This window comes from Yoonia sp. 208BN28-4 (assembly GCF_037543925.1).
Lineage (GTDB): Bacteria > Pseudomonadota > Alphaproteobacteria > Rhodobacterales > Rhodobacteraceae > Yoonia.
The window spans coordinates 20864-34412 of sequence record NZ_JBBIFY010000001.1; the positions used below are offsets into that span (position 1 = coordinate 20864).

A 13549-nucleotide genomic window follows, 5' to 3' on the forward strand; every position below is an offset into this window, starting at 1 on the left:
CTGGCGGGCCTGACAGGGAAACGCTAGGCGGACGGGTTTTTGTTATTCAATAACCGGCCTGTTAAGCCAGCCAGCGCTTGCGCCGTCGGTAGCTGCGCACGTCACGAAACGATTTGCGACCTTCGTCCGACATACCAAGGTAGAACTCTTTCACGTCAGGGTTCTCGCGCAGTTCTTGGGCAGGGCCTTCCATCACAACGCGCCCGCTTTCGAGGATATACCCGTGGTGGGCAAACCGCAGGGCGACGTTGGTGTTCTGCTCGGCCAGCAGGAAAGACACGCCTTCCTTTTCGTTCAGGTTCTTCACAATCGTGAAAATCTCTTCGACCAGCTGCGGGGCCAGTCCCATCGACGGCTCGTCCAGCAAAATGGTCTCGGGGCGCGACATCAACGCGCGGCCAATGGCGCACATCTGCTGCTCACCACCCGATGTATAACCCGCCTGAGATTTTCGCCGCTCACGCAGCCGCGGGAAATAGTCATAGACCATCTCAAGATCAGCAGCGACAGCCTTGGCCCCTTGCGTGCGCGTATAGGCGCCCGTCATCAGGTTCTCTTCGATGGTCAGGTGCTCGAAACAGTGTCGGCCTTCCATGACCTGAATAACGCCCCGCTTCACCAGATCGGACGGCGAGCTGTCTTGCACACGGTCGCCACGATACAGGATCGACCCTTTGGTCACCTCCCCACGTTCGGAATGCAGCAGGTTGGAAATCGCTTTCAGCGTGGTGGTCTTGCCCGCGCCATTACCACCCAGCAGCGCCGTGATACCACCCTTTGGCACGGTCAGCGACACGCCCTTCAACACAAGGATTACGTGATTGTAGATCACTTCGATGTTGTTGACCTCAAGAAGGGTCTCGGTCTGTGCGTCATCCAGCATCGCGCGGCCTTTGCATCATTTTGCCAAAAATACTTAAAAAATCGGGCGGCCCGCCGAGGGGCCGCCCGAAATGTCTTAGAGGCAGCCCGCCTCGATGTTGTTCTCAGCCGCAAACGCAGCCGAATCCTCGGCCACAAGTGGCGCGATCACGCTGTCATCGGGTGCGATGAAATCGGTCAGCGGATCGAATGTGCCTGTCGACGCATTCCACTGCTGCACGATACCAAGGCCCGAACCGCCGTGATCCTGACAGGATACTGCGAACTCTGGCCCGATGCCTTCCATCCCCAGCTCGGTCATGCGGGCGGCTGTGATATCCAGCGCCTCCATACCGTCGCGGACCATGGCAGGTGTCACGTCAGCAACGCCGTGAATTTCCTGCGCCGTGGCAATCGCTTCGGCGGCCAGCATCGCGGCATACATGCCACGCACGTAGAGCACCGAACCCACGTTGGATCCGTCACCAGCAGCATTGCCAGCATCCACAACCATCTCGCGGATTTCGTCCAGCACTGGGTAATCACGGATCGGGTTCATGTTCAGCGACTTGTAGCCGTTGGCCGCGTCACCCGCAGGACCTACGTCATGCTCGGCACCGGCCCACCAGTTGCCGATGAAGTTTTCCATCGGGAAACCGATGTTAGCCGCTTCCTGAACCGCAACCTGGTTCATCACGCCCCAGCCCCACATCAGGACATAGTCAGGACGCTCGCGGCGGATTTGCAGCCACTGCGATTTCTGCTCCTGACCGGGGTGGTCAACGGCGATCTGAGTCAGATCGAACCCGTGCATTGCGGACAGCTCTTCCAGCGTGCGGATCGGTTCTTTGCCGTAGGCAGAGTTGTGGTAGACCAGCGCGATGGATTTGCCATCAAGCGATCCAACGTTTTCGTCCAGCAGGTAGTTCACAGCCACGGATGCCGCATCCCAGTAGTTCGCAGGGTAGTTGAATACCCAGTTGAACACTTCGCCATTGGCGGCGGATGTCCGGCCATAGCCCATCGTGTGGATCGGGATTTCGTCAGCCGTCGCCTTGGGGATCAACTGATACGTGATACCAGTGGACAGCGGTTGATAGATCAGCGCGCCTTCGCCCTTCGTGCTCTCGTAGCACTCCACACCCTTCTCGGTGTTATAGCCGGTTTCGCATTCCACGATCCGGACGGCTTCGCCGCCGATGCCGCCATCGCGGGCGTTCAGCAGGTTGAAGTAGTCCTGATAACCATCCGAAAACGGTGTGCCGCCCGCCGCATACGGGCCGGTGCGATAGCTCAGGTCGGGGATGACAAGATCGGCCAGCGCCGGTCCTGCTGCCACTGAACCCGCAAGGGCCATGGCTGCCAGTGTCTTCATCTTCATCGGTGAATTCCTCCCATTGGTTATACCGATCATTGCTTTGCCGGATTGTCCGGCATCAGGGCAGGTTGTCCCGCCTCAATATGGAAACGGCCAAAGCCGTAATTTCTCTTTCGCCAGCCGCCAAAGCTGCGCGAGGCCATGTGGTTCCTTGATCAGGAAGAACATGATCAACGCGCCGACGATCACAAGCTGAAGGTGCGCCACCAGATCCGTCGGCCAGCCCAGCACGTCCACGCCCAACACCTTAAGCGCCACAGGCAAGAGCACAAGGAAAGCGGCCCCCGCGAAGCTGCCAAAGATGGAGCCCAAGCCGCCGATGATAATCATGAACAGCACAAGGAACGATTTCTGAATGCCGAACGCCTCGCCCACTTCGACAGCGCCCAGATAGACCGCAAAGAACAGCGCACCCGAGATGCCGATAAAGAACGACGACACGGCAAAGGCACTCAGTTTCGCACGCAGCGGGTTCACACCGATGATCTCTGCCGCGATGTCCATGTCGCGAATGGCCATCCATTTGCGCCCGACAGATCCGCGCGTCAGGTTTCGCGCGATGATCGCGCAGAAGGTCACGAACACAAGGCAGATCATATACTGCGCCCAAGCCGCTGTATTCGGCCCCGTCACAGCTTGGCCAAAGACAAACCGCTCTGGCGCGTTGATCTGGCCGGATGCGGAGTAATTGTAGAACCAGCTGACTTTATTGAAGAGCCAGACAAGGAAGAACTGCGCGGCCAATGTCGCCACAGCCAGATAGAACCCCTTGATCCGCAAGCTGGGCAGGCCAAAAGCCGCCCCCACCGCTGCCGTGATCCCACCCGCCAGCAGCACATGGATCACGATGCTCACATCAGGAAACGCCGTCATCAGTTTGTAGCAGGCGTAAGCCCCCACGGCCATGAAACCGCCCGTGCCCAGCGACACCTGCCCGCAATACCCCGTCAGAATATTCAACCCGATCGCCGCAATCGCGTAAATCAGAAACGGCACAAAGATCGCATTCGCCCAGTAGTCGTTAATCACAAACGGAATGACCAGATAAGCCACCGCCAACACCGCCCAGAACCGCCAGCGGTCAAACTTGATTGGAAACGTCTGGCTGTCCTCGGCATAGGACGTTTTGAAATCACCTGCCTCGCGGTAGAACATCAGATCATTCCTTTTTCATGCGCTGTTTTCGTCATACCTGCGCCTGTTTGTGGTGCCATCGTTTGCAGCACACCGAGATTTGGAATGCGCATGCCACAAGCCACCGAACAGCTGACCGAGCGACTGACCGTCCTGTTTGAACAGCGTGCGGCCAAGCGGATTGGGGCCGCAACATATGCCGCCGACAAACGCGCGCTTTTGCTTATGCCGCCCAAGGGTGTGCCATCGGTTATCAAGTGGCTGATTGCATTTGCCGCTTTGAACATAGGTGTGTTGGCAATCGCGGTGAACACGGCTGGTTTCAGCCAGATGATGCTGCTTGGCCTTTTGATTTTGACCGCCATAGGCCTGCGCATTTCACAGGTCATGGATCGTGTCGGCATGGGATCAGACGAAAGCCAGTTGCGCAGGATATGGCACTGGTTCCGGCGCGCGGTGTATCTCGACCTTGCCGATGATGTGCCGCCGCGCAGCGACACCCCAAAGGACGAGCTTGCCGCGCTGCGATACCTGCGCGACACGGGCGCAGTAACCGAACGCGAATTCACCGCAGGCCGCGCCATCATCGAGGGCAGCTTCGCGCCAAACCGAACATTCGCCATCGTCACCGCCGCACTTCTTGCGCTGAACGTCGGACTGTTTGCCACGTCCACGCTCATCAGCGAGCCTGCTCCGAAAAAGTCATTGGCCGAACAGCTGGGTGTGCATCCTTCGCCAAATCCCACTTTCACATCGACGGAATAGCGCGCGCCGCCGCTAAACCCGTTCAATGATCTTCTCCCCGAACAATCCTTGCGGGCGGAACACCAGAAACAGCAGCGCCAGCACATAGGCAAACCAGTTTTCGGTCGCACCGCCCACCATTGGGCCGATGATGTATTCAAACAGCTTCTCGCCCACGCCGATAATAAGCCCACCGACAATCGCACCGGGGATCGACGTAAAGCCGCCCAGCATCAAGACCGGCAGTGCCTTGAGCGCAATCAGCGACAACGAGAATTGCACCCCTGATTTCGCACCCCACATGACGCCTGCGACCAGGGCCACAAGGCCCGCCAGCGACCACACCAGCACCCAGATAAAGTTCAGCGAGATACCGACAGACAACGCCGCTTGGTGGTCATCCGCCACAGCCCGCATCGCGCGGCCCTGCTTGGTGTATTGGGCAAAGGCGATCAGCGCCGTGACAAGCACAATCGCCACAACCGTCGCTACCATGTCCAGCTTATCGATAAAGAACCCGTAGAAATCGTCGCCACCAAGGCCCGCCGTCATATCCTCGATCCAGAGCGATCCGCCCTGCGGCAGGCCAAGGTTCAGCGTCTTGATGTCGGACCCCCACATGAGATCGCCGACGCCTTCAAGGAAATAGGCCAGACCGATGGTCGCCATAAAGAGGATGATCGGTTCCTGCCCGACCAGATGCCTGAACACGAAATACTGCACCATCCACGCAAAGGCGATCATGATCACCAATGTGAAGGCAATCGCCAGCAGCGCCGGAACCTCCCATCCGAAATGGTGGACTTCCGTGCCGAAAATCGCGTTGATCAGATGCGCAAACGGCACCTGCCCTTCCATGATCCCCACCAGCGTCAGCGCCGCAAACAGCGCCATCACGCCCTGCGCATAGTTGAAGATACCCGACGCCTTGAAGATCAACACAAACCCCAAGGCGACCAGCGCATAAAGCACGCCTGCCATCAGGCCGTTGATAACGACTTCGATCCCATACAGAAAATCAGCTGACATGGATTACCCTCGTTTGGGAGTGTTGCACTGCGTTCAGCATTCGTGATCTTCCCCCGCATCGCCTACAAAGAAAATGGCCTCATACGGGCCGCGACCAGTTGGTTGGCCGAACGAAAAAATGACGGGCACACCGCTGTTCAGGCAATAGGCCTCAACCAGCTTTTGTGTCTCACCGGGTGAGATCGGCTTGGCCGGCCCGTATGTTTCAAACAGAACGTCGCGAAACGCGTAAATCTCGTCGAACGTCGCCTCGTCGCTAGCCATCGCGACGACGTAACACTCGGCGCGATTCATGATCCCGTTGGCCGTGTCAGCAGGCAGGTAGGTCAATCCCACCTCATTTGCGCCAGCCTCCGGCACGACAAAAAAGCTGTCGTCCGGCAAAGCGCCATCTGATCCAAACTGCTGCACAAAGCCGTCAAACAGCGCGACTTCCGACAGACACCTGTTCAGATGATCCGTCAGTGTCTGCGCCGCTGCCCCCATCGGGAATAACGCAACACAAATGGCGATCAGCCTAATCATGGGCCACCCCCAGATAGGCATCGATCACTTCCTGATTGCCGCGCACTTCTGCCGGTGTGCCGTCGCCAATCTTGCGCCCATAATCCATCACGACCACGCGGTCCGAGATATCCATCACCACGCCCATATCGTGCTCAATCAGCGCAATCGTCGTGCCAAACTCGTCGTTCACATCCAGAATAAAGCGGCTCATGTCCTCTTTTTCCTCGACATTCATCCCCGCCATCGGCTCGTCCAGAAGCAACAACTTTGGCTCTGCTGCCAACGCACGGGCCAGTTCGACACGCTTCTTTAAACCATACGGCAGCCGCCCCACCGGCGTCTTGCGGATCGCCTGAATTTCCAGAAAATCAATCACGCGCTCAACCGCCTCGCGGTTCTCGGTTTCTTCGCGCTCGGCCTTGCCCGCCCAGATCATCTGGCTCAGCATACCTGCTTTCATGTGGCCCAACCGCCCCGTCATCACGTTGTCGAGCACAGACATGCCCTCGAACAGCGCAATATTCTGGAAGGTGCGCGCCACGCCTTGCCGCGCCACCTGATACGGCTTCATCGGGGGGCGCTTTTTGCCGCGAAACCAGACCTCGCCCTCCTGCGGGTTATAGAACCCCGAAATGACGTTTAGCATTGATGATTTACCGGCACCGTTCGGCCCGATGATCGCACGGATCTCTCCCTCACGGATATCAAAAGAGATATCCTTGATCGCCTCGACCCCGCCAAAACGCAGGGTGATCCCGCGCATGTCCATCAGCGTGCCGCCGATCTTGCGCCCGTCCTCGGTCACATAAGGCTCAACCGTATCCTTCATGCGATCCTCTGCATCATTTTGCCAAAAATACTCATCTCGTGGGATGGCGGGAGGGGCGTCGCGGCACGCGCGCGTCTCACCGTCATGCCGCCACCTTCGTTTCTACCGGCACCACGTCCGCATCGCGCAAATCCAGCGTCGCCTTGATCTTGCCCTTGCGCCCGTCTTCATAGGTCACTTCGGTTTCGGTATAGATTTCAGAGGCATCGCTATAAAGCGCCCCGATCAAATCATCGAATTTCTCGCCCACGATCTTGCGGCGCACCTTGCGCGTGCGGGTCATCTCGCCATCATCCGCGTCCAGTTCCTTATGCAGCACAAGGAAACGGTGCACCTGGCAGCCCGCGAGCATCGGATCATCCGCGACTGACCGGTTCACCTCCGACACATGTTCCTGAATGGTCTGAAGCACCTGCGGATGCTGCGACAGTTCCTGATAGGACGAATAGGCGATGTTGTTGCGCTCCGCCCAGTTGCCCACGGCGGTCAGGTCGATGTTGATGAAAGCGACACAGCGGTCACGGTCGGCACCAAACACCACGGCCTCTAGGATGTTGGGATAAAACTTCAGTTTGTTCTCGACATACTTGGGCGCGAACAGCGATCCGTCCGCCATTTTGCCCACATCCTTGGCGCGGTCGATGATACGCAAATGGCCCGTGTCTTCCTCGATAAAGCCCGCGTCACCCGTGGCGACCCAGCCTTCGGCATCCTTGGTCGAGGCCGTGCTTTCGGCGTTTTTGTAGTATTCCTCGAACACGCCCGGACTGCGGTAGAACACCTCGCCATTATCCGCGATGCGGATTTCCACGCCGGGGGATGGCACGCCCACAGTGTCTGACCGCACTTCGCCATCCGGCTGCTGTGTGATGAATACGGTCGCCTCGGTCTGGCCGTAAAGCTGTTTGAGGTTGATGCCTAGCGCACGATAAAAATCGAAAATCTCCGGCCCGATTGCCTCGCCTGCAGTATAGCCCACACGCACGCGGCTGAGGCCAAGCGTATTCTTCAGCGGCCCGATCACCAGCCAATCGGCCAAGCGATATTTCAGCTTGTCCATGCCGGACACGTCCTTGCCGTCCAGCATCGCGGGGCCGACACGTTTCGCCAGGGCCATCGCACGATCAAAAAGCCATTTCTTGAAGCGGCCCGCGTCTTCCATGCGGATCATTACTTGCGTCAGCTGTGTCTCGAACACGCGCGGCGGGGCAAAGTAATAGGTCGGGCCAATCTCGCGCAGGTCGGTCTGCATCGTGTCGGCGCTTTCAGGACAGTTCACGCAGAAACCCGTCCACATGGCCTGGCCGATGGAAAAGATGAAATCGCCAACCCAAGCCATCGGCAGATAGGCCAGCACCTCATCGCCAGCGCGCAGGCTGTCGAACTCGGCTGAATTTTTGGATGTCTCGATCACATTGCGGTTCGACAAAACAACACCCTTGGGCCGCCCTGTCGTGCCAGAGGTATAGAGCATTACGCATTTGCTGTCATAGGTCAGCGCGTCAGTCCGCGCCTTCATCTCGGCCTCAAGGCCGGATTTATGGCCAGCCGCCTGCACATCGGCAAAAGACGTCATCGCAGCGTGATCGTATTTGCGCAAACCGCGCCCGTCCAAATAAACAATGTGCTCCAGCCCCGTCAGACCCTCACGCACGTCTGCGATTTTATCGACCTGCTCTTGATCCTCGGCAATGGCAAAGCGCGCGCCGCAGTGATCCAGCGCATAGGCGATCTCTTCGGCGGCGGCATCCTGATAAAGCGGAACCGGCACGCAGCCGCATTTCTGCGCGGCCACCATCGCCCAATACAGCGCGGGGCGGTTGCGCCCGATAATCGCGATGTGGTCGCCCTCGGCAGCGCCCAGTGTCAGGAAACCCAGCGCGAGCGCGTCAATCTCTTGCGCGGCCTGCGCCCAGGTCCAGCTTTGCCAGATCCCGAATTCCTTTTCGCGATAGGCGGCTTTGTTCCCGTGTTGCGCGACGTTGCGCGCCAACAGGTGCGGTATCGAAATGGCATCGCCGTTTGACGCTGACATGATGTGCTCCTCCCACCCGACCAATGGCCGACACAGTCTGAATCGCCTCCCCGCGATCCAGTTGTTGCTTTCATAGTGAGGCGCGCCACCCCGATCCGTCAACGGATTTTTTTGAACGCTTGTTCATTTAATTCATCACCGCCCATAAAAACGCGAAAAGGCGGCACCCGGTTGGGGTGCCGCCTTGCTGCCGATCAGTGGGAATGCAATCCGCTGAGAGGGTCAGTTTTTAGAAGTTGTAAACGACCGATGCGCCAAAGGTGTTTTCAGCATCCGAGAATGCGTCGTCTGTCTGGTCGTTGTATTTGGTGGCATAGCTTGTGCGCAGCGAAAGTGTGTCGCTCAGCGCCACGTTCACGGCCAGTTCGTTGGTCACGGTTGTCGCAAACTCCGAATAGATCACGTCGGTGTCGTTGGTGATGTAGGCCACATCGGACAGGCTGTAATAGACGTTGTTGGACACAGATGCCGCAGCTTCGTTCACGGTGTCACCGCCAACAACCTCTGCAATCCGGTAGCCGGGGCCTGCCTGAATCGACCACTGCAGATCGTCGGTGTTGAAAATCCGGTAGCCCAGACCCGCACCAACAAAAACGTCCTGCTCGTATTCGCCGACAGTTGTTGTCAGACGGTCAAACGATGCCTCAACCTTACCGTAGCCAAAGAACGCGTCGGAAAAGTCACGACGATAGTCGACACCGGCCAGAAGCTGGTTCTCGGTCTCGGTGCCATTGGTCTGGCCGTATTTGAAGCTGGCGGTCACGTCAAAGCCGTTCACGCCGTCGTATGTGCCGTAACGCAGGCCAATGCCGACATCAGCGTTTGTGTCGCCATCGTTGGATGTGGACGACGCGCGCATCGCAACCGAACCGTATGATCCAACGGTGCGGCCTTCGTTGCCAAAGCTGCCGATATCGCGGTCACGGTCGTCTGCGATCTGCTCTTCCAGATCGTCAACGGCCTGTGCTGTTGCGCCATCGTTTGCAAAAGCAGTTGTTTGTGCGGATGCAGCGCCTGCGATCAAAGAAGCAAGAGCGGCGGACATTACAAGAGTAGTCGTATTCATGGCAGAGATCCTTATCTCAAAGCGCAGCATAAGCGCTGCGTTGAAACTGGATTTAGGTCTGATTTTGCCCTTTGCTCAGGGGGAAAACGCGACGAAAAATATCCGCGATATTTATCACGCATATGGCGGGTTTTGGCCGATCAAAACCCCCGAAAATAAGGGGTTTTTCGCATATCGGAATCGTTCCATCGCGTGGCGATTTATTTCTTCGAACCACCCCTTGTAAGCGGCCGTCCGCCACCCATTTTATTCGGCCGCAATCGCATCCTCGGCCCGCTCGACCTTCACGGCAGAGAATTTGAACTCTGGAATCTTGCCATAAGGGTCTACGGCGGGGTTCGTCAGGATGTTTGCCGCGGCCTCGACATAGGCAAAAGGCAGGAACACCATGTCAGGGGCCACGGCGCGATCCGCCCGCGCCATGATCGTGATCGACCCGCGCCGCGTGGTCAGGCGCAGCATCCCGCCCGGTTCAACCCCCAGCTTGCGCAGGGTAGACGGATGCAGCGAACAGTTCGCCTCAGGCTCGACCGCGTCCAGCACTTTGGACCGGCGGGTCATCGAGCCCGTGTGCCAGTGCTCAAGCTGCCGCCCCGTGGTCAGGATCATCGGGTATTCGGCATCCGGTGTTTCATCCGGCGCAATCACGCTGGCAGGCGTAAATTTGGCGCGACCACCTTCGCGGGGAAAACCATCCTGAAACACAATCGGCTGGCCGGGATCTGTGGGCGAAAGCGATGGATAGGTCACCACGTTCTCGCTCTCCAAGCGATCCCATGTGATGTTGTTCAGCGACTTCATCACCTGCGTCATCTCTGCAAAAACCTCGGACGGGTGGGTGTAGGTCCAGCCAAGGCCAAGCCGTTTGGCCAGTTCCACCTCGATCCACCAGTCTTCCTTTGCCTCGCCCGGTGGCGTGACGGCCTGCCGCCCCATTTGCACCTGCCGGTTGGTGTTGGTCACCGTGCCGTTCTTTTCTGCAAAGGCAGAGGCGGGCAGGATCACGTCGGCGTAGTTGGCCGTTTCGGTGATAAAAATGTCCTGAACGACCAGATGGTCCAACTTGGCCAGCGCATCCCTCGCGTGTTCCACATCGGGGTCGGACATGGCGGGGTTTTCGCCAAGAATATACATCGACGTGATATCGCCATCATGCACAGCATCCAGAATTTCGGTGACGGTCAGGCCCTTTTGCGGGTCGATGCTGTCGCTCTCCCACACCTCGTTAAAGGCGGAGCGCACGCCGTCGTCGCCCACCGCCTGATAATCGGGCAGGAACATCGGGATCAGGCCCGCGTCAGACGCACCTTGCACGTTGTTCTGACCACGCAAGGGGTGCAGGCCAGCGCCAGAGCGGCCCACCTGCCCCGTCATCAACGCAAGCGAGATCAGGCAGCGCGAATTATCGGTGCCGTGGATGTGTTGCGACACGCCCATGCCCCAGAAAATCATCGCCGCGTTAGCGCCCGCAAAGGTTCGCGCCACGTCGCGCAGCACGTCGGGTTCGATACCGCAGATACCGGACATCTTCTCGGGCGAGAAATCCTTGAGGTGCGCTTTCTCGGCTTCCCAGTTTTCGGTGTAGGCTTCGATATACTGACGATCGTAAAGCTCTTCTTCCACGATCACGTGCATGATTGCGTTGAGCATCGACACATCCGCGCCGGGGCGGAATTGCAGCATGTGGGACGCGAATTTCTTCAGCCCCACGCCACGCGGATCCATCACAATGAGCTTGCCGCCACGCTTGGCGAACTGCTTGAAATAGGTGGCGGCAACTGGGTGGTTCTCGACCGGATTGGCCCCGATGACGATGGCCACGTCCGCATTCTCGATCTCGTTAAACGTGGCAGACACGGCACCAGAACCCACGTTTTCCAGCAGCGCCGACACGGATGACGCATGGCAAAGCCGCGTGCAGTGATCGACGTTGTTGTGGCCAAAACCCTGACGGATCATCTTCTGGAACAGATACGCCTCTTCATTCGTGCATTTCGCGGACCCGAAACCGGCAACCTTCTTGCCGCCCGCGTCGCGCATCCCCTTGGCAGCGAAATCCAGTGCCTCGTCCCACGTCGCCTCGCGGAACGTGTCCTGCCAGTTGCCAGGATCGACGTTCAGGCCCTTGGGTGCACCTTCACGGCGGATGAGCGGTTTCGTCAGGCGGTGGTCGTGGTGGATATAATCAAAGCCGAACCGGCCTTTCACGCACAAGCGGCCCTCGTTCGCGGGGCCATTGATGCCCTCGACGAACTTCACCTTGTTGTCCTTGACCTTCAGCGACACCTGACAGCCGACGCCGCAGAACGGGCAGACACTTTCGATCTCTTCGTCATAATCGCCCGTGTCGCCCATCTGGTTTTCGTCCGTGACGGTCGCGGGCAGCAACGCACCTGTCGGGCAGGCCTGCACACATTCGCCGCAGGCCACGCAGGATGATGCCCCCATCGGATCGTCAAAATCGAACACTGGGTAGGCGTTGTGCCCGCGCCCCGCCATGCCGATCACGTCATTCACCTGCACTTCGCGGCAAGCCCGCACGCACAGGCCACACTGGATGCAGGCATCAAGGTTCACCGACATCGCAACATGGCTGTCGTCGAGCAGCGGAACATGATCCGGCTTCAACTTTGGAAAGCGGCTGGTCGCAACGCCTTGCTGCGCGGCCATATCCCAAAGATGCGATGACTTATCGTGCGCGACGTCTTGCTCGGGCTGGTCGGCGACAAGCATCTCGATCACCATTTTACGCGCCTGCACTTCGCGCGGTTGATCTGTCGTCACCACCATCCCCTCGGACGGTTCACGGATGCAGGACGCAATCAGGTTCCGCTCCCCTTCCACGGCGACCATGCACGCGCGGCAGTTGCCGTCAGACCGATAACCCGGCTGCGGCTTGTGACACAGATGCGGGATCACAAGGCCCTGACCGTTCGCCACTTCCCAGATCGTCTGGCCGGATTTGGCAGTGACGGTCTTACCATCAAGGGTAAAGGTGATGTCAGACATGGGAATCCTCGCGCGGTTGTTGCCACATCATAGCGATCCGGCACCCATGCGCGGAAGGCCACCTGCGACCACCAAGACCAGATTTGCGCCAAGCGGCGTTTCTGATCCGAAACGCCTGTTCCGATTTAGTAGAAAGCAGCCGCGTTGTTGATCAACACGATGCGGATCACCTCAAGCCCCAAAAGGGCCACAATCGGCGTCAGGTCGATCCCGCCCATGTCGGGCAGAATGTTGCGGATCGGGCGATAGACCGGCTCAAGGATACGTTGCAGGCCATACCAGATCTGCGCCACAATCGGCTGACGGATGTTGAGCACCTGAAAACTAATCAGCCAAGACATGATGAAATGCGCAAAGATAAAGAAACGCGCCACGCTGATCAGCAGCATCAGGATTTCAAAGATGGATTGCATGGGCGTGGCCTTTTGTCTGGTGTGACGCTGATCTAAGCAGTCTGCGGCAAGGGGGCAAGTGCGGGCGCTTATTCTGGACTATCATCCCGCAGCGGATCATCCGGGTGGCTTGAATAAAGCGCGATCTTGTTGCCCTGCGGATCGCGCAGGTATCCCACGAAAAAGCGCGGCCCGTAATCAGGGCGGAAGCCCGGTTGTCCTTCGTCGGTGCCACCTGCGGCCAAAGCCGCCGCATGCAAGCGCCGCACCTGTGCCTGATTGTGCGCTTCAAACGCCGTCATCGCACCATTGCCAGCCGTTGCGGGCTGACCGTTGAAGGTCGGTTTTACGTAGAAATCCGGCAGGATTTCCGTTTGCCCAGCGGCCACGGGTAAAGCAAAGCTCAGCCCCTCCGGCCCTTCCTCCAGCCCGTAGCCCAAGGCAGGCAGGAGCGCGCAATAGAACTGCTTGGCGCGGGCGATATCGTCGGCCCCGACTGTGACATAGGCAATGATGGGCGTGATCCTTTTCGCAACGCTGTCCGGTTGTTTGGCATCTTGGCATC

General features: G+C 58.4%; 13 protein-coding genes. 2 read left to right on the forward strand and 11 right to left on the reverse strand.

What is annotated here, in order from left to right:
• Nucleotides 1-61: 61 nt before the first annotated feature.
• From V8J84_RS00105 to V8J84_RS00115, 3 genes are all read right to left on the reverse strand, one after another.
• Nucleotides 62-883, reverse strand: a complete 822-nt coding sequence (locus V8J84_RS00105; RefSeq protein WP_339927429.1) for an ABC transporter ATP-binding protein — start codon at nucleotides 881-883, stop codon at nucleotides 62-64.
• A gap of 75 nt (nucleotides 884-958) precedes the next feature.
• Entirely contained in the window at nucleotides 959-2242 is a 1284-nt protein-coding gene (locus tag V8J84_RS00110; RefSeq protein ID WP_339927431.1) for an ABC transporter substrate-binding protein, read from the reverse strand.
• Between the two features lie 75 nt (nucleotides 2243-2317).
• On the reverse strand, nucleotides 2318-3394 hold the full coding sequence (locus V8J84_RS00115) for a branched-chain amino acid ABC transporter permease (RefSeq protein WP_339927433.1): 1077 nt from the start codon (nucleotides 3392-3394) through the stop codon (nucleotides 2318-2320).
• 90 nt (nucleotides 3395-3484) lie between these two features.
• Between V8J84_RS00115 and V8J84_RS00120 the strand changes: the two genes are divergently transcribed.
• A complete protein-coding gene (locus V8J84_RS00120; protein WP_339927435.1) occupies nucleotides 3485-4138 on the forward strand; it encodes a hypothetical protein in 654 nt (217 codons plus the stop codon).
• A 12-nt stretch (nucleotides 4139-4150) separates the two neighbouring features.
• On the opposite strand, the gene V8J84_RS00125 is transcribed toward V8J84_RS00120, so the two are convergent.
• The 5 genes from V8J84_RS00125 to V8J84_RS00145 all read right to left on the reverse strand — a co-directional run bounded on the left by V8J84_RS00125 (nucleotide 4151) and on the right by V8J84_RS00145 (nucleotide 9583).
• Nucleotides 4151-5146, reverse strand: coding sequence for a branched-chain amino acid ABC transporter permease (locus V8J84_RS00125; RefSeq protein ID WP_339927437.1), 996 nt, complete (start codon nucleotides 5144-5146; stop codon nucleotides 4151-4153).
• Between the two features lie 33 nt (nucleotides 5147-5179).
• Entirely contained in the window at nucleotides 5180-5671 is a 492-nt protein-coding gene (locus V8J84_RS00130) for a hypothetical protein (RefSeq protein WP_339927439.1), read from the reverse strand.
• Complete coding sequence (locus tag V8J84_RS00135) at nucleotides 5664-6482, reverse strand: ABC transporter ATP-binding protein (protein ID WP_339927441.1); 819 nt, start codon at nucleotides 6480-6482, stop codon at nucleotides 5664-5666. Before V8J84_RS00135 ends, V8J84_RS00130 begins: the two co-directional genes overlap by 8 nt.
• Nucleotides 6483-6564: 82 nt before the next feature.
• Nucleotides 6565-8517 (reverse strand): AMP-binding protein, encoded by a 1953-nt coding sequence (locus V8J84_RS00140; protein ID WP_339927442.1) that lies wholly within the window; start codon nucleotides 8515-8517, stop codon nucleotides 6565-6567.
• Nucleotides 8518-8746: 229 nt separating this feature from the next.
• Complete coding sequence (locus V8J84_RS00145; protein ID WP_339927443.1) at nucleotides 8747-9583, reverse strand: DUF481 domain-containing protein; 837 nt, start codon at nucleotides 9581-9583, stop codon at nucleotides 8747-8749.
• On the opposite strand from V8J84_RS00145, the gene V8J84_RS00150 reads away from it, so the two are divergent.
• Nucleotides 9582-9809 carry a hypothetical protein gene (locus V8J84_RS00150; protein WP_339927444.1) on the forward strand — a complete coding sequence of 76 codons (228 nt, stop codon included), beginning with the start codon at nucleotides 9582-9584 and terminating at the stop codon, nucleotides 9807-9809. The genes V8J84_RS00145 and V8J84_RS00150 overlap by 2 nt on opposite strands.
• A gap of 20 nt (nucleotides 9810-9829) precedes the next feature.
• Here the strand turns inward: V8J84_RS00150 and fdhF are convergent, their stop codons facing one another.
• The 3 genes from fdhF to V8J84_RS00165 form a co-directional block, all read right to left on the reverse strand.
• Nucleotides 9830-12592 (reverse strand): formate dehydrogenase subunit alpha, encoded by a 2763-nt coding sequence (gene fdhF, locus V8J84_RS00155; protein ID WP_339927445.1) that lies wholly within the window; start codon nucleotides 12590-12592, stop codon nucleotides 9830-9832.
• A 125-nt stretch (nucleotides 12593-12717) separates the two neighbouring features.
• Nucleotides 12718-13005, reverse strand: coding sequence for a YggT family protein (locus V8J84_RS00160; RefSeq protein ID WP_339927446.1), 288 nt, complete (start codon nucleotides 13003-13005; stop codon nucleotides 12718-12720).
• Between the two features lie 68 nt (nucleotides 13006-13073).
• Complete coding sequence (locus V8J84_RS00165; protein WP_339929016.1) at nucleotides 13074-13499, reverse strand: VOC family protein; 426 nt, start codon at nucleotides 13497-13499, stop codon at nucleotides 13074-13076.
• Nucleotides 13500-13549: the final 50 nt, after the last annotated feature.